The sequence below is a fragment of the Amycolatopsis sp. TNS106 genome, assembly GCF_019330265.1.
Classification (GTDB): Bacteria; Actinomycetota; Actinomycetes; order Mycobacteriales; family Pseudonocardiaceae; genus Amycolatopsis; species Amycolatopsis lurida.
Map to the genome: position 1 here is coordinate 177,976 of NZ_CP024972.1, position 15,232 is coordinate 193,207.

Consider the following 15,232-nt stretch of genomic DNA (forward strand, 5'->3'; position numbering starts at 1 on the left):
TGGAACTGGGAAGTGGCCAATCCGGCCCTTAGCTTGAGTCCATGAAGCGACTGATCTCGGCCCAGCTGATCAGCTCCGTCGGCGACGGCGCCTACTACGTGAGCTCGGCCCTCTACTTCACGCTCGTCGTCGGGCTTTCACCCGCGCAGGTGGGCCTCGGCCTCACCGTGGGCTGGGCGGTCGGCTCGGTGGCGGGGATCGCGCTGGGGCAGGTGGCGGACCGTCGCGGGCCCAAGGGCACGGCCGTCCTCCTGGCGCTGGGCACGGCCGCGTCGGTGACGGCGTTCCTCTTCGTCGGCTCTGTATTCACGTTCGTGATCGCGGCCTGCGTCTACGCCTGCTTCCAATGCGGTCTCGGCGCGGCGAGGCAGGCGTTGCTCGCCGGCTTGATCGACCCCGCCGAGCGCACGACGTTCCGCGCCCGGTTGCAGGCGCTTTCCAACGCGGGGATCGCGATCGGCGCCGCGCTCGGAGGCATCGCGCTGGCGCTGGGGACCCGAGAGGCCTTCCTGACCGTCTTCGTCCTCGATGCGCTGGCTTTCGTCGCCGCGGCTCTCGTGCTCCGCAAGGTGCCTACGGTGGCTCCGCTACCGCCGCGGGAAGGAGAACCGTCCGTGGCCGTTCTCCGTGATCGCCCCTACGCGTTGCTGGCGCTGCTCAACATGGTCATGGTGCTCTACATGCCGCTGTTCAGCCTGGTCCTGCCGCTGTGGATCTCGACCAGGACCGCGGCCCCGAGCTGGCTGGTCTCGGCGATGCTCGTGCTCAACACGGCGAGCGTGGTGGTCTTCCAGGTCCGCGTGACGCGCGGCGTGACCGGTCTGCGCAGCGCCGCCGGCTATGCCCGTTACGCGGGACTGCTGCTCTTCTTCTCCTGCCTGGTCTTCTCGTTCTCGGCCATGGGCGAATCCGCGTGGGCGGCGGCGCTGATCCTGCTTCTGGGGGCCACGCTGCAGGTGGTGGGGGAGATGGCGCAGGCGGCGGGCTCGTGGGAAATCGCCTTCGGCCTCGCTCCGGAAGGCAAACAGGGCCAGTACCAAGGTTTCTTCGGTGCCGGGACGGCCATCGCCCGCATGCTCGGCCCGGTGCTGCTGACCGGGCTGATCCTCGTCGGCGGCACGGCGGGCTGGATGGTACTGGGTGGGTTGTTCCTGGTGGCGGGCCTGCTCACCGGGCCGGCCGTCCGCTGGGCGGAGCGGAAGTCGCGGCCCGGTGCCGAAGTCAGTCCTCGAGTGCTCGCCGGAAGTGCACGGCGAGGTTGAGTTCCGCGGCTTCTTCCCTGGTATGCCAGGCGAAAGCGTCGTGCTCCTCGGGATCGAGCACGACTTCGCCCGCGGTCTCTTCGGAGAGCGCGTACACCGCGGCGTGAATCCGCATCGGCCTGCCCGCGACGTCGTCCCAGCTGTGGGTGCCGCGTTCACCGGTCACGCGGACGGTCAGCCCGGTCTCCTCGGCGAACTCGCGGACCACGGTCTCGGTGGGCCGCTCGCCAGGCTCGACGGTCCCGCCCGGCAACTCCCAGCGGCCGCCGAGGAAGGATCCCGGCCGCCGCCGGATGAACAGGATCTTCCCGTCGCGGATGAGCCTGCCGTAGGCCAAGTACTTGTCCGTCACGAGCGCATCTTCCCGTATCCGAAAGGCCCGCTCGATCGAGGACCGAAACTGTCCGCAATGCCTCGTAACGTGGGCTTCATGGAAAACACCGAGATCCGCCCCTTCCGCCTCGACATCCCGCAGGAGCAGTTGGACGAACTGCACGCGAAGCTCGACAGCGCGCGCTGGCCCGCTCCGCTTCCCGGCGACGGCTGGGACACCGGAGTGCCGGTGGCCTGGCTGCGCGGACTCGCCGAATACTGGCGCGACGGCTACGACTGGCGCGCCGCCGAACGCGAGATCAACCGCCACCCGCAGTTCACCACTGTCATCGACGGCCAGCGGATCCACTTCCTGCACGTCCGCTCGCCCGAAGCCGGCGCGACGCCGCTGATCCTGACGCACGGCTGGCCGGGTTCGGTGGTGGAGTTCCTCGACGTCATCGGCCCGCTCACGGATCCGAAGGCGTACGGCGGCGACCCGGCGGACGCGTTCCACCTCGTGATCCCGTCGCTGCCCGGCTTCGGCTTTTCGGGCCCTGTCTCGGATTCCGGCTGGACCATGCCGCGGATCGGCCGGGCGTGGGCGGAACTGATGCGAAGGCTCGGGTACGAACGCTACGGCGTGCAGGGCGGCGACCTCGGCGCTTCCGTGTCACCGGAGGTGGCGAGGTCCGCGCCGGACAAGGTGATCGGCGTGCACGTCAACGGCGGGCTGACCCCGATGCCGCCGATGTCGTTGTCGGAGGAGGAACTCGCTTCGCTCACCGACGTCGAACGCGATCGCGTGAAGCGGATCGGGGCGTTCATGCAGGAGGAGTTCGGCTACATCGCGATCCAGTCGACGCGGCCGCAGACCGTCGGTTACGGACTCGTGGACTCCCCGGTCGCGCAGCTGGCCTGGATCATGGACAAGTTCCGTGAGTGGACGCATCCCCGCCCGACCTTGCCGGAAGAGATCATCGACAAGGACCGGCTGCTGACCAACGTGATGTTCACCTGGCTCACCGGCACGGCGGCTTCGTCCGCGTACGTCGGCTACGCGCAGGCGGAAACCTGGGGAGCCGTCGAGAAGAACTCCGGCGTGCCGACGGCGGCGCTGGTCTTCGCGCACGACGTCGGGATCCGGCGGTACTCGGAAGACGCCCACACGATCGTGCGGTGGACCGACGTCGATCGCGGCGGGCATTTCGCGGCGCTGGAAGAACCCGAGATCCTGGTCTCGGACGTGCGGGAGTTCTTCCGCTCCCTCAAATGACGAGGACGGCCGTTTCCCCGAGGAAGCGGCCGTATTCGTCCACTTCAGGCTCCAGTTCGGCGATGACGGACCGCGGAAGCGTGGCGAAGGGCTCCACGACGACCTTCGTCAGCTTCGCGGTCCGCTTGGTGTGCCACGTTCCGGCGATCCGGCCGTCGATCAGCACGGTCGGCGCGATCATCCCGCCGCCGGAGTTGACGCGTTTCGCCTCGGCCGGGTCGACGAGCAGCCCGCGGTCACGGTAGCCCAGCAGGTACGTGTCGAAGGCGCCGAGCAGGCGCGGGGGGCACGGGGGAGCGGACAGCTCGGTCTCCGAGAGGGCGAAGCGTTTGCCGACGGGAACGGGGTCCAGTGCTGTGAAAGCCTTGCGGCAGAGACTGAGCGGGAGTCCGGACCAGGCGCCGAAGTCCTCGGCGGTCGCGACGCCGTAGGCGGTCAGATACCGGCGGGCGAGTTCCGTATCCGGCTCGTCCGGCGTGCGGCTCTCGGCGACCCATTCGTCGAGGAGCACGTACGTCGGCTCCGTTCCGGCGTCGTGGCCTCGGCACACCAGTCCGCGGTTGGCCGCGTACGCCAGGAGATGGGCGGGTGCCTGAGACTTCGCGTCGAGCGTGATGCCTTCGGCGGCCAGACCGTCCAGGATTCCCTGCCGAGTGAGTGCCTTTCCCGGCAAGAGATCCTGGATTTTCCCGAGCGCGAGTTCGCAGAGTTCGTCGGTGAGGCCCAGCTGCCTGCGTCGTCCCTGCCCCGCCTGGGCGTTACGCGGGCCGAACAGCCGGTTCAGCCACCGGAGATCGGCCGTCGGCACGAGATGGAGTGTTTTGCGCATCAGCCAGGTGCGGGTGACCGCGTGGGACGTGTCGACGTCCGGAGCGGTCAGCCCCCGGCCACGGGCCCGGATCGCGAGCCGGGCGGCGGGCGTCGACTGCGCCTGGACCGCGGCGACGGAGCCGACCACGGTCAGCACGTCCGTGGCAGGCACGGTCAGCAGCTGAGCGTGGGCGCGGACGGCGCGGAGGTCGTCGTCGGACAGTGTCACCCGCTGACGATCTCATGGGCGTGCGCCGGTTCGGTGTGCGAGACCCTGGCCGCCGTGGGGAAACCCCACCGTCCGGCGCCGCGCTGAATCCGGCTACGGTGGAGCCGTGACCCAGTCCTCGTACCCGGCCGCCCTGCGGTGGCTGTTGTTGTGCGTGGTGGCGCTGGGTCTGGTGGGTATGCACCACGTCGTCGCCGACTCCGGCCACGACGCGGGGCACTCCGCCGTCGCGATGGCGGATCCGTGTTGCGCGGACGCGCCTTCGCACGACGACGGTGGACACAATGGACTGCATCTGTGTCTCGCGGTGCTCGCCGCGGCCGTGCTGCTGATCGTCTCCTGGCTGCTCGTCCGGACCGGACGGACGGTGGCGACCTGGAAGTCGAGGCGCGTCGGCGGTTCGGCGTCGGGCCGCGATCCGCCGCGCTGGAGACCGGTACCCGAAAGATTGTCGCTCCTTTGCGTGTTGCGGGTGTGACAGGCGGGTTCGTCCCGCCCTGCCCGAAACCGATTCGAGGAAGAACCATGACCAGCAGGAAACTGGCCGGGGCCGCGCTCGCCGCCCTGGCCTCCTTCGCCGTGCTCACCGGCTGTGCCAGCTCCGACACCGCTTCCACCGGACACGCCGCGTCCACGGTGAAGGCGCCGGATCCCCAGCAGGCCGGCCACAACCAGGCCGACGTCACGTTCGCGCAAGGGATGATCCCGCACCACGAACAGGCGCTCAAGATGGCGAAACTCGTCGACGGCCGCACTCGCAACGCGAAGGTCGTCGACCTGGCCACGAGGATCCAGAAGGCGCAGGATCCGGAGATCCAGCAGCTGAACGGATTGCTGAAAGGCTGGGGAGTGGCGCCGTCGGGTGAGCACTCCGGACACGGCTCCGCGTCCGGCATGATGACCGAGGACGATCTGGAGAAACTCGGCAAAGCCAAGGACGCCGCGTTCGACAAGCAGTGGCTCGAGATGATGGTCAAACATCACGAGGGTGCGCTCGAGATGGCGAAGACCGCCTTGCAGCAGGGTAGCAACGCCGAGGTGAAGGCGTTGGCGCAGAAGGTGATCGACGGTCAGCAGGCCGAGATCACCGAGATGCGCGCCCTGCTCGGCTGAGCCGGGACGGTGGCGCGGGCCGACGTCGTCCGGCCCGCGCCACCGCCTCTCGGGAGTGCGCGCAGTCGACGTCCGGCTCCGCCGTGCTCGACGTCGGCTGTGGTGCCGGGCTTGCCGTATCCGAGTTGTCGCGGCTGGGTCTCCGCGCTGTCGGTGTCGACCTTTCGGCCGAGATGGCGGAAGAGGCGCGGCAGGTGTCGGTCGACGGCGTGATCGGGTACTTCGCTGGGGAGTCGTTCCTGCGCGGGCTGGCGGACATAGCTGTCCGGGTCGGCGCGGTTTCCGTGGCGGAAGGAAGATCTGGCTGGCGGATCGGATCGGTGAGGTGGCGGTGCCGCGGTTCTTGGCTTCCGGGTGGTGTGAGGTGATCGTCGCCGAAAATCGGCGACTGGATCACTGATGGTTTCACGGTCTGCGGAAATCGGGCGGTGGCTGGAGATTTCTGTTGCCGTGTAACGGAAATGTTCTTGAGTGCGGAAACTGTCGGTGGTCGGTTGTAGCTTCTGTCTGTGGACACACGCAACGCCACTGTGGCGCTACTCAAGGAAATCACCTCACCTGATGCCTTGCGGGAGGTCAACGCCGCCCTGGATTCGTTGGAGGACAACGATGCCATCGACGCCGCCGTCGCGGCATCGGAAGGAATCGCACGCCTGGAAGCGGTCCACTTCCGCGCACTCGCACAGCTCACCCGGCACCGTGACGACGCGTCAAGCGTGGTACAGGAAGTCGCGTTCGCACTGTCCATTGTGGATGGTCACGCGGCCGGTCTGGTGTCCACGGCGGCGGCATTGACCACCCGTCTCCCGCGCACACTGGGGTTGCTGGACCGTGGCCAGGTCGGCGGCTATGGGGCGATGAAAGTCGCCACCGCCACCGCGTGGCTGTCGGACGAGGACGCCCGCGCGGTCGACGACGTCCTGGAAGACCGCCTACCGGGACGGAACTCCGAGCAGATCCGGAAAGCAGCCAACCACGCCGCGATGATGGCCGACCGCGACGGCGCCGCCCGCCGCGCGGAACGGCACCGTGAGGGGCGCCGATTGTCGATCCGGCAGGGTGAGACCGGCGTCGCGTCGATCGAAGTCGAAGACGGCCCCGTCGAGAAAGTCGCCGCCGCCTACACCCGCATCGACCGCGAGGCACGCGCGCTCAAGACCGGCGGGGAGACCCGCACCCTGGATCAACTCCGCGCCGATATCGCCCTCGATCTCATGCTGGGCGGCCAGGGCGGCAAGGCCGAACGGTCCGAAGTGTTCCTCTACATGGATTTGGATACCTATCTCGGGGTGAACGACGACCCCGCCGAACTGGCCGGACACGGCCACATCCCCGCCACACTGGCCCGGCGGATCGCGTCCGGGCCGGACACGGTGTTGCGGCGGATCATCACCGACCCTTTGTCGGGGCAGGTTCTGGATTTGGGTCGGGATCGGTATCGGCCGACGGCGGGGTTGGGTGAGTTCGTGCGGGTGCGGGACCGGGAATGCCGAAGACCCGGCTGCCACCGCCCCGCCCAAGCCTGCGACCTCGACCATTCGGTGCCGTGGCAGCACGGTGGTCACACCGCCGATACCGAGCTGGTCGACCTGTGCCGCCGCGACCACCGGCTCAAGGACGAACCCGGCTGGATCTACCGGCTGGCCGAGGACGGCACTCTCACCATCACCACGCCTACGGGGCACAGCTACGACAGCACGCCACCACCACTACACGAACCCCGCACCCAAGAGCCACCATTCTGAAACCGTCGCCGGAAAACGGCCACGGGGGCTATCCCGTGATCGGTGTTTCCGACGTTGTTGATCAGTAGGTTTCGGCTCCCGGCCACGGTGCCTCGGCGCGATGGGGTGATCGGCGCATTCGGTCTCGGCTTCGTCGCCGGGATACGGCTATGGCTGGACCGGGTGAACGGGTTCCGAGGTTTCGGCTCACCACCGGCCGCGCTGCGAGGTGTGGTCGCCGAAATACGGTCATTGCTATCGCCTCATCGAGCAGCGCGTACCAGTGATGCGCTTGCCTGGCCCCTCGAGGTCAACGCTGCGCGGCTGCGGGATCGGACCACGACAACGCGGGAGCCGGCCGCAGCGGCGCCACCATAATCGCGGTCTGTGACGCAGGCAGGCGCGCAGTCGCGGACCGGGGGCCTGCTGACTGTGCGAATGCAGCGCGGGCATTGGGCTCAAGGCCGCGTTGCCTTGGCTTTCATGGCTTGAAAGCAGAATGAAAGTGCTCCCGGGATCGTAGGTGCGCCGCCCGAGGTGGGCGGGGAAGCAGATGAGACGAGTCCGTATCCGCCCCGGCAGGTACCTGGTCCGGGCGCTGTCGGAAGATCACGAGGGGATTGTCATGAGAGTTCGTTCGAGGGTCGTCGCATGTCTTGTGTCGGTGTTCATGATGCTCGCACTGGCGTTCGTCGGCGCGGGATCCGCGGCGGCGGACCAGTCGAAATCCATCTCCGGGGCGTCGCCGGACGGCGGCGCGAGCTTCAGCGGGACGTTGACGTGGACCGGCCGGGGCGGTTTCAAGGCCGACGTCACGTTGAAGGACGCAAAGTGCGACGGGAACCCCGTCTACTTCTACTTCATCATCAACAAGGGGTGGACGAGCGAGTGGCAGGGCAAGCGGCGCGACAACAACGAGGGCTGCGGCAAGACCATTACCTGGAAGGGTATCGCGGGGTCTGACAGCAACGGCATCTACGGTCCCACGCTGCGGGTGTGCACGGACATCCGGCCGGGGGTGGACTCCTGCAGGGAGTACGGCTACGACAACCCGTACTTCCCCTAACCCGCCTCACCCGCCGATCGGCTCGGGCTCCCGGGCCGATCGGCGCGGACGGTACTGGTGCCCATCGAGCAACGTCGAGTAGGTAATCGGGGCGGCGGATCTTGGAGTTGACCGCGAAGTGGTGTTTCGGGTGGCAGTTGCGCCAGCGATGCCCAGTGTCGAGGTTGAGTACAGCGCCATCGCCGAAAAACGGCAAAGCCCTTCAGGTACTCACAAACGAGTGCCGACCACCGACATACCCAGCACAAGTTCGTTGGCCGGGTCGCAGCCGAGGAGATCTTCGACCAGTTCGTCGCGAAGCGCCGCGGTGAACGTGACGTTCAGTCCCAGCGCGGTCGCCATCAGGTACACGGTCTGGCTCAGGTGGCCGACGTCCATCAGCAGTACCCGATAGGTGCGGCTCATCGGGTACTTCCATTGGTTCCGCTCGATGACGCTGGTGTAGATCAGCAGCGCGCCGGCGTTCCGGGTCCACTGCTGGTCGCCGGCGAGGGCGACCAGCTCGTCGTCGTCGATCTTGCCGTCCAGCGGCGTGAGGCGGTGCCGGAAACCGTCGTAGTGATAGGCACCCTGATCCAAGCCCTCGACGTTCCTCGCGTAGACGTACACCTCAGTCGGATGCCGGGCTCCGCCCGATGGGCTCGTCTTGAAGACATTCCCGGTGGTGGGGATGTCGGAATGCGTTTCGGGTCTCGTCGGCCGGGCCGACGTGAGGAGTGCGCTCAAATCGCGCAGCCGCAAGGGTTCTTCACCGAACTCGCGGACGCTTCTGCGTTGGTTCAGCGCGTCGCCCAAGGCGATCGCGTTCAGAGGTTCCGGCGACGGTTCGGGCAGCGCCAGCGCGTCGTGTTCACCGGAAGGCCTCACCGGAGAAGGCGGAGGGCTGGCCTTCGCCTTCTCCAGCAAGGTTTTCGCCGTTATTTCGCTGGTCGTGAACTCGGTTTCCCGCAAGGAGCGGGTGCCGAAGTGAAACGCCCGCGCGGACGCTCCCCAAGGGCCCCAATCCCGAAGGATCTCTTCTTCCCGTTGTTGCCGGGAAGAACCTTTGACCACCAGCACGTCGTACCGGATCATCGCTCGCGCGATACGGACGAGCCTTTCCCCGATCTCGGGATTCTCGTCCGCGGCGCGGACCGATTCCGGTTCTCGCCAAGAACTGAACCAGCGCAGGACGCGTTCGGTTCCTTCGGCGAGTTTCAGCTGGCGATGGCCGAGGTGATCGTCCCAGACGACGTCACCATCGGACCAATAAAGCGTTCCGCACGAGGAAACCCTGACCAGCATCGAATGTCTTGTGCCCCAGTCCCCAGTAATACTTTCCGAATACGTCTGGTCATTCAGCGTTGCGAGCGGAAAGGAGGCCCGCCGTGCGGAGGCGGTTCGAAGCCGCCCCAGGTGCTCTGCGCCTTGTACTCGGCTTCGAGCTCGTACAAGAACTCGTCGTCGTCTTCGTCGTGCATGCCGCCGATCCTCTCCGTGAGCGGTTACTCCGGTCAAGCGAATATACCTACGCCAACAGAGTACCGGAGCAGAACCGACAATTACGCCGAGTAATCGTTCAGGCGCTGTTTGAGTTCGCGAACCTCGGGCGACTCGGAAATGCCGAGATCGGTGTAGAGGCGCAATGCGAACCGGCGATGACGGTCCGCATTCAGTCGCTCACCGAGAATGTCGAACGCGAACGCCATCTCCTTGTGGGCGATGGGCAGCATGCTGCGATTCCCGGTCGATTCGAGTACTTCCACCGCGGTCGTCAACTGACTGACCGCGAGCGCGCCGTCACCGAGTCCGCGCGAATTGATACCGAGGGCGAGAAAACATTCCGCCTCGAGATCGGGTGATTCGTTCTCCTGGGCCAGCCTCAGTGCCTGGTCGAGTTCCTCGGCGGCTTCGGGATAACGCCTGCTCTCGGTGTGGATCAGCCCGATCCGGTGCCTGGCGCGAGCTTCGATGAGCACGCTGCCATGGGCATGGGCGGTCTCACGGACCCAGCCGAGGTGTTCGATCGCCTGGTCCGACTCGCCCTTGAGCCAGTGGGTGACCCCGGAGTTGCCTCTTGCCCGGCACTGCATCCGGATGTCGCCGGTGGTCGCGGCCAGTTCGAACACCTCGTTGAACAGCCGGTTCGCCTCGGTGAACTCGTTGAGCCGCCACAGGGTCAGCGCGTACATGTGCAGGGCCTGGTACTCGAGGACCACGTTCCCGGTGACCCGCGCCGCGGACAGGGCGAGGGTCTCCAGCTCCCTGGCCTGCCGGTAGTAGCCGCGGTTGTCGAAGTAACGCCACACCGCCGAACAGAAGGGCACGAGGTCGGAGTACTGCTGGTGGTTGTTCATCGCGACGGCCACCGGCAGCACGTTCTGCCATTGCGCGTCCATCCACTGCGCGGCCTGGTCGTAGTCGGCGAAGGACTGTCCGAACTCGCTCTTCGGGACCTCCAGGCCGCCCGGCTCGTCTTCGGAGTCCGGGTCGATGAACTCCATCGCGGCCGCGACGGTGCTGCGGTAGTAGTCGAACAGCCGCCGCATCATCGCCTCGCGCTGATGCTCGGGCTCCTCGGCGAGGAGGAGCTCACGACCGTAGCTGCGGAGCAGGTCGTGCATCTCGTAGCGGTCCATCGACGGCTGGCGCAGGAGGTTCACGTCGACGAGGCGTTCGGCGAGGCGGCGGGCCTCGCCGAGGTTCACTTCCGCCAAGGCCGCCGTCGAATGGAGATCGAAAGCGGCGCCGGGATGGTGGCTCAGCCTGCGGAACACCCGGCGTTCGGTCTCGGTCAAGTTCAGATAGGACACCCGGAACGCGCCCGCGACGTCGCGTTCGCCGGCGGTGAGTTCGCCGAACCGGTTCCGTTCGTCGCGCAGCTGCCTGGCGACGAAGTCGAGCGTCCACGACGCCCGCGCGCGCAGCCTGCTCGCCGTGACGGCCAGCGCGAGCGGGAGGTCACCGCACAGGCTCGCCACCTGGTCGGCCGCGTCCGGGGATTCCCGCCGCAACCGAGAGGGCCCGACGATCCGGCCGAGCAGTTCCACCGCGTCGGCCCGGCTGAACGGTTCCAGCGAGAGCAGTTCGGCGCCGTCGAGGTCCACGAGCCGGGTGCGGCTGGTGATCAGCACGCAGCAACTCGCCGAACCGGGCAGCAGCGGGTTCACCTGCGCCGCCCCGATGGCGTTGTCCAGCACCAGAAGCACGCGTTTGCCGGCGAGACAGCTCCGGAAGAGCGCCGCGCGCTGGTCGGTCCCGGCCGGGATGTCCGAACCCTGGATGCCGAGCGACCGCAATAGTGCCTCGAGCGCGACCCCCGGATCGACCGGGTCGCCCGCGGGCGAGAACCCTTCGAGGTTCACGAAGAGCTGCCCATCGGGGAACAGTGGCGCGAGCCGGTGCGCGGCGTGGACGGCCAGCGCGGTCTTGCCGACACCAGGCATCCCGTCGATCGCGATCAGCCTCGGCCCCGCCGGGGAGCCTGCCTGGCCGATCTCGAGGACGGTCCGCAGTTCGGCGGCACGGCCGCCGAACGCGGGGAGGTCCGCGGGAAGCTGTGCGGGGCGGGGGAAAAGCGCCTTCTGCGCGTCCGCGTCCTCACGCCGTCCACTGGTGTCCATTCCGGCACGGAGCCCGCCGACGCCGTACCGGACGAGGGCGCTGTCCGTCATCAGCTCGGCGTCGGCGCGCAGGATCTGCTGGTGGAGCGCGCTCAGTTCGGTGCTCGGGTCGACGCCGAGCTCCTCGGCGAGCGCGACCCTGGTCCGGTCGAACGTCCGGAGCGCGTCGGCGCCGCGGCCCGCCCGGTAGAGCGCCAGCATGGTGAGGCACTGCAGGGTCTCGCGCATGGGATGCCAGGCGGCGAGGTCGAAGGCCTCGCGAGCCGCCGCTTCGGTTTCACCGAGCCGGAGCCTGGCGCCGATCAGAAGCTCGCAGGCGGCCAGGCGTTCTTCGTCGAGCCGTCGCGCCGTCTGCTCGATGGCGTCGCCTTCGAGACCGTCGAACGCCGGGCCGCGCCAGAGCGAGAGCGCGTCCGCCAGCTTGGCGGCCGCCTGGGAGATCAGCCCGGCCGACAGGAGTTCGGCGCCCTGGTTGTAGTCCGCTTCGAAGCGGACCGAGTCGAGCGAGGCGCTGCTGATGACGACGCGGTACGCCGAACCGGTGGTGACCACGGCGGACCGGGCCACGCCGAGATCGTGCCGCAGCCGTGCGATCGCGTTGCTGACCTGGCGGACCGCGGTCTTCGGCGGATTCTCCGGCCACATCGTGCCGATCAGATACGACACCGGGACCAGCCTGCCCGCGTTGATCAGCAGGGCGGCGAGGAGGCGCTGTTCACGGCGTCCGCCCAAGCGGACGGGGACGCCGTCGACCTCGGCCTCGAGCGGGCCGAGAACGGAGAAGCTGAGCTGGGATGTGCTGCCGGTGGGTGATCCCGCCGAATCGGGTAAACGATCAGCGGTCATATGCGACTATGTCGTCCGAGACCGTGAGCGTGCTCACGCACTACCTCCAGTCCGTTCGGCGGCTGACCGGCACCCTAGCCGACCGCATCGGCCTCCAGCCAGATCGGCGCGGGCGCGCCTTACTGCATTCGGCCTAACAGACGGGCGCGAGGCTGCCCTGAAACAGCTTCGATTCTACGCCGGGCCACTCCTGAACTGCGCGGATGCCCTGCGGTGGAGAGCCGATGTAATTCCGATGCAGGGCCTTGGAAAGCTGAAGACATCAGCTGGCGGGTCGGCGCGACGGGGCAGCGCGCCGAACCGTGTGTAGGGGCTCCGCGGCGGTTGGCCTTCGTACTGGGGGTGGCCAACCGCCCTGGTAGCCCTTTCTTCCCGTCACAGGTTGCTCCCAGCAAAGCGCGGCACACTGGACCAAAGAGGAGTGTGCCGTCATGAGTGCTCTAGGTGATCTGCTGGGCTACCTGCTCACCCTGTTCCTGATCGTGCTCATCGTCCGGATGGTGCTCGACTGGGTCGTCACTCTCGCCACCCGGCCGCCCGGCTGGGCCTTCCGGGCCCGCGGGATCGCCCATCGGCTGACCGAGCCGGTGCTGGCGCCGGTCCGCCGCGTGGTGCGCCCGGTGCGAGCGGGCGGGGTCGCGTTCGACCTCGCCTTCACCCTTGTCTTCCTCGGGGTCGTCCTCCTGCAGTCCCTCGCGTTCAGCCTCTGACCAGGTGTGATCCGGCGCGATTCCGGGTATCAGCCCGCTGGAGGAGAGGAGTGTGCCCATGCGTCCGGTCTGGAGCGGTTCGCTTTCGCTCGGTCTGGTGACGGTGCCGGTCCGGCTGTACAGCGCGGTCGAGGACCATACGGTGCACTTCCGCCAGTTCCAGCGGGGAACCGAGGACCGCATCCGGTACCGGCGGGTGAACGAGCGCACCGGCAAGGAAGTCGGCTACGAGGACATCGTCAAGGGCTACGAGCTCGGCAACGGTGAATACGTGGTCGTCGAACCCGACGAACTCGACGAGATCGCGCCCGGCCGGTCGAAGTTGCTCGACATCGAGAGCTTCGTCGAGCTGGACGCCATCGACCCGATGTTCTTCGACAAGACGTATTGGCTCGCGCCCGCCAAGGACGAGTTCGAGCGTCCGTACGCGTTGCTGCTCGAGGCGATGGACTCGTCGGGCAAGGCCGGGATCGCCAAGTTCGTCATGCGCGGACGCGAGTACCTGGCGCTCGTCCGCTCGGGGGACGGCGTGATGGTGCTCAACACCCTGCATTTCGCCGCCGACCTGCGGGATCCCGCCGAGCAGCTGCCGGACCTGCCGGGCAAGGCGAAGGCGCGCGGCAAGGAACTCGACATGGCCGTCAACCTGATCGACGCGATGAGCGACGACTGGCGGCCAGAGGACTACCGCGACACCTACACCGACCGCGTGCGGGACCTGATCAAGGCCAAGAAGAAGGGCGACACCATCACGCCCGCGACCGAACCCGGTGAGCCGACGAAGGTCGTCGACCTGTTCGAGGCGCTTTCGAAGAGCGTGGAGAGCGGTAAGGCCAAGAAGAAGTCCGGGGCGAAGAAGCCTCCCGCGAAGAAGGCCGCGGCGAAGAAGGACCTGTCCTCGCTGTCGAAGGCGGATCTGGACAAGCTGGCACGGGAGCGGAACATCAAGGGGCGGTCGAAGATGACCCGCGCCGGCCTGGAAAAGGCGCTCAAGGCATCGTGACGACACCCGCCGTCGCCAGTTCGCTCGCGATGGCCTCGATCAGCAGCCGGACGTCCTCGGCCGCCGTCGCGTGCAGCCCCTCGGAAACGACCAGCACGTCGGACGTCGTGGCGGAGACGGCCGAGTGCCCGCTCTGCCGGTTCGTCCATCGGCGCGCGTGGGCTTGACCGTCCTCGTCGGCGAAGATCACCTCGCCGGGGTTCGGCTGCTCGACCGTGCCGGCGAAGGTCACGTACTTCTCGTCGCCCCGCGCCCGGCGGACTTCCAGCGAGCCGCTGATCTTCGCGACGTCGAGCACCGCGACCGGGATGGCGTAGGCGACCGAAACCGCGTTGCAGAGGTCGATCACCGGGTGGATCCGGGGGAGCGTGCCTTCTTTCCGCAGCCTGCGCAGCAACGACTCCGACGCGCAGCGGTACTGCGTCGGCTTCAGGCCCATTTTGGCGAACGCCCGCCGCCAGGCCTGGATCTCGGGGAAGTCCGATTCGGGCCCGTCCGCGAGCCGCCGCGTCGCCCGCGCGAGGAACTCTTCGAGGTCGACCGGCATTTCCGGGGTGATACCGCTGGCCCGCAGCGTGCCGACGGCGAGGCCGGGGTGGGCGGCGCGGATTTCGGGGTGGTGCTGGAGTCGCATGCTGAACCTGTCTACTGGGTGGTGAACGCGAGTTTGACGCCGAGCGCGGCGAAGGAACCGGCGAAGATCCGCCGGAGCCAGGCGAGCACGCGCGGCCGGGAAAGGACGTGGTGCCGCACGCCGGCCGCGAGGACGCCGTACACGCTGAACACCACGAAGGTCGCCAGCATGAACACCCCGCTCAGCAGCAGCATCCGAGGGATCGAACCGGGCTCGCCCGCCGGGACGAACTGCGGCAGGAACGCGAAGAAGAACAAGGTCAGCTTCGGGTTCAGGACGTTGATCAGCACGCCTGAGGTGATCGTCCGCAGGGTCGACGCGGGTTCGGGATCGCCGTCCACGACGATCGCTTCCCGGTCCTTCAGCGTCGCCCACGCCATGTAGAGCAGGTAGGCGACGCCGAGATACTTGATGATCTCGAACGCCACCGCGCTCGCGTGCAGGAGCGCCGCGAGGCCGGTGATCGCGGCGACCATGTGCGGGACGATGCCGAGGGTGCACGCCGTCGCGGCGACGACGCTCGCGCGTCTCCCCCGGGCCAGTCCGGCGGAAAGGGTGTAGACCACGCCGGTACCGGGCGTGGCGACCACGACCAGCGTGGTGATCAGGAAGGCGATGCTCACAAGCTCACTGTGCGCGCTTTTT

Annotated in this window: 16 protein-coding genes; 9 read left to right on the forward strand and 7 right to left on the reverse strand. The window is 67.7% G+C overall.

From position 1 onward, the window contains the following. The first annotated feature begins 41 nt into the window (after positions 1-41). A complete protein-coding gene (locus tag CVV72_RS00890; protein WP_219150477.1) occupies positions 42-1,262 on the forward strand; it encodes an MFS transporter in 1,221 nt (406 codons plus the stop codon). Here CVV72_RS00890 and CVV72_RS00895 read toward each other — a convergent pair. Further along, on the reverse strand, positions 1,222-1,614 hold the full coding sequence (locus tag CVV72_RS00895; protein ID WP_219150479.1) for an NUDIX hydrolase: 393 nt from the start codon (positions 1,612-1,614) through the stop codon (positions 1,222-1,224). The two genes, CVV72_RS00890 and CVV72_RS00895, sit on opposite strands and share 41 nt — an antisense overlap. A gap of 78 nt (positions 1,615-1,692) precedes the next feature. Between CVV72_RS00895 and CVV72_RS00900 the strand changes: the two genes are divergently transcribed. Further along, positions 1,693-2,850, forward strand: coding sequence for an epoxide hydrolase family protein (locus tag CVV72_RS00900; protein WP_219150481.1), 1,158 nt, complete (start codon positions 1,693-1,695; stop codon positions 2,848-2,850). Here CVV72_RS00900 and CVV72_RS00905 read toward each other — a convergent pair. Next, a complete protein-coding gene (locus tag CVV72_RS00905) occupies positions 2,843-3,889 on the reverse strand; it encodes a winged helix DNA-binding domain-containing protein (RefSeq protein ID WP_219150483.1) in 1,047 nt (348 codons plus the stop codon). The genes CVV72_RS00900 and CVV72_RS00905 overlap by 8 nt on opposite strands. A gap of 106 nt (positions 3,890-3,995) precedes the next feature. Here CVV72_RS00905 and CVV72_RS00910 point away from each other — a divergent pair, with 106 nt between their 5' ends. The 5 genes from CVV72_RS00910 to CVV72_RS00930 all read left to right on the forward strand — a co-directional run bounded on the left by CVV72_RS00910 (position 3,996) and on the right by CVV72_RS00930 (position 7,792). Beyond that, on the forward strand, positions 3,996-4,367 hold the full coding sequence (locus CVV72_RS00910) for a DUF6153 family protein (protein WP_219150485.1): 372 nt from the start codon (positions 3,996-3,998) through the stop codon (positions 4,365-4,367). Positions 4,368-4,414: 47 nt separating this feature from the next. Further along, positions 4,415-5,002, forward strand: coding sequence for a DUF305 domain-containing protein (locus tag CVV72_RS00915; protein WP_219150487.1), 588 nt, complete (start codon positions 4,415-4,417; stop codon positions 5,000-5,002). An 83-nt stretch (positions 5,003-5,085) separates the two neighbouring features. Then, on the forward strand, positions 5,086-5,370 hold the full coding sequence (locus CVV72_RS00920; protein WP_255632437.1) for a bifunctional 2-polyprenyl-6-hydroxyphenol methylase/3-demethylubiquinol 3-O-methyltransferase UbiG: 285 nt from the start codon (positions 5,086-5,088) through the stop codon (positions 5,368-5,370). A gap of 141 nt (positions 5,371-5,511) precedes the next feature. Then, a complete protein-coding gene (locus CVV72_RS00925; RefSeq protein WP_255632438.1) occupies positions 5,512-6,747 on the forward strand; it encodes an HNH endonuclease signature motif containing protein in 1,236 nt (411 codons plus the stop codon). Positions 6,748-7,396: 649 nt separating this feature from the next. Continuing rightward, positions 7,397-7,792, forward strand: a complete 396-nt coding sequence (locus CVV72_RS00930) for a hypothetical protein (RefSeq protein WP_219150489.1) — start codon at positions 7,397-7,399, stop codon at positions 7,790-7,792. A 210-nt stretch (positions 7,793-8,002) separates the two neighbouring features. On the opposite strand, the gene CVV72_RS00935 is transcribed toward CVV72_RS00930, so the two are convergent. From CVV72_RS00935 to CVV72_RS00940, 3 genes are all read right to left on the reverse strand, one after another. Beyond that, entirely contained in the window at positions 8,003-9,076 is a 1,074-nt protein-coding gene (locus CVV72_RS00935) for a SagB/ThcOx family dehydrogenase (RefSeq protein WP_219150491.1), read from the reverse strand. A gap of 53 nt (positions 9,077-9,129) precedes the next feature. Beyond that, positions 9,130-9,252 (reverse strand): hypothetical protein, encoded by a 123-nt coding sequence (locus CVV72_RS41430; protein WP_255632439.1) that lies wholly within the window; start codon positions 9,250-9,252, stop codon positions 9,130-9,132. Positions 9,253-9,333: 81 nt separating this feature from the next. Further along, positions 9,334-12,240: a BTAD domain-containing putative transcriptional regulator gene (locus CVV72_RS00940; RefSeq protein WP_219150493.1), complete on the reverse strand. Its 2,907-nt coding sequence runs from the start codon at positions 12,238-12,240 to the stop codon at positions 9,334-9,336. Positions 12,241-12,671: 431 nt separating this feature from the next. Here CVV72_RS00940 and CVV72_RS00945 point away from each other — a divergent pair, with 431 nt between their 5' ends. Beyond that, complete coding sequence (locus CVV72_RS00945) at positions 12,672-12,950, forward strand: YggT family protein (protein ID WP_125681461.1); 279 nt, start codon at positions 12,672-12,674, stop codon at positions 12,948-12,950. Between the two features lie 58 nt (positions 12,951-13,008). After that, positions 13,009-13,953 (forward strand): Ku protein, encoded by a 945-nt coding sequence (locus CVV72_RS00950; protein WP_219150495.1) that lies wholly within the window; start codon positions 13,009-13,011, stop codon positions 13,951-13,953. Here the strand turns inward: CVV72_RS00950 and CVV72_RS00955 are convergent. Together CVV72_RS00955 and CVV72_RS00960 are read right to left on the reverse strand one after the other, a co-directional pair. Next, a complete protein-coding gene (locus CVV72_RS00955; protein WP_219150497.1) occupies positions 13,940-14,587 on the reverse strand; it encodes a B3/4 domain-containing protein in 648 nt (215 codons plus the stop codon). The two genes, CVV72_RS00950 and CVV72_RS00955, sit on opposite strands and share 14 nt — an antisense overlap. Positions 14,588-14,598: 11 nt before the next feature. Then, positions 14,599-15,210 carry a LysE family translocator gene (locus CVV72_RS00960; RefSeq protein WP_219150499.1) on the reverse strand — a complete coding sequence of 204 codons (612 nt, stop codon included), beginning with the start codon at positions 15,208-15,210 and terminating at the stop codon, positions 14,599-14,601. Positions 15,211-15,232: the final 22 nt, after the last annotated feature.

Coding starts and splice junctions, on each gene's coding strand:
- CVV72_RS00930 (WP_219150489.1), top strand. CDS start 7,397: ATGATGCTCGCACTGGCGTTCGTCGGCGCGGGATCCGCGGCGGCGGAC.
- CVV72_RS00900 (WP_219150481.1), top strand. CDS start 1,693: ATGGAAAACACCGAGATCCGCCCCTTCCGCCTCGACATCCCGCAGGAG.
- CVV72_RS00955 (WP_219150497.1), bottom strand. CDS start 14,587: ATGCGACTCCAGCACCACCCCGAAATCCGCGCCGCCCACCCCGGCCTC.
- CVV72_RS00945 (WP_125681461.1), top strand. CDS start 12,672: ATGAGTGCTCTAGGTGATCTGCTGGGCTACCTGCTCACCCTGTTCCTG.
- CVV72_RS00915 (WP_219150487.1), top strand. CDS start 4,415: ATGACCAGCAGGAAACTGGCCGGGGCCGCGCTCGCCGCCCTGGCCTCC.
- CVV72_RS00890 (WP_219150477.1), top strand. CDS start 42: ATGAAGCGACTGATCTCGGCCCAGCTGATCAGCTCCGTCGGCGACGGC.
- CVV72_RS00935 (WP_219150491.1), bottom strand. CDS start 9,076: ATGCTGGTCAGGGTTTCCTCGTGCGGAACGCTTTATTGGTCCGATGGT.
- CVV72_RS41430 (WP_255632439.1), bottom strand. CDS start 9,252: ATGCACGACGAAGACGACGACGAGTTCTTGTACGAGCTCGAAGCCGAG.
- CVV72_RS00950 (WP_219150495.1), top strand. CDS start 13,009: ATGCGTCCGGTCTGGAGCGGTTCGCTTTCGCTCGGTCTGGTGACGGTG.
- CVV72_RS00940 (WP_219150493.1), bottom strand. CDS start 12,240: ATGACCGCTGATCGTTTACCCGATTCGGCGGGATCACCCACCGGCAGC.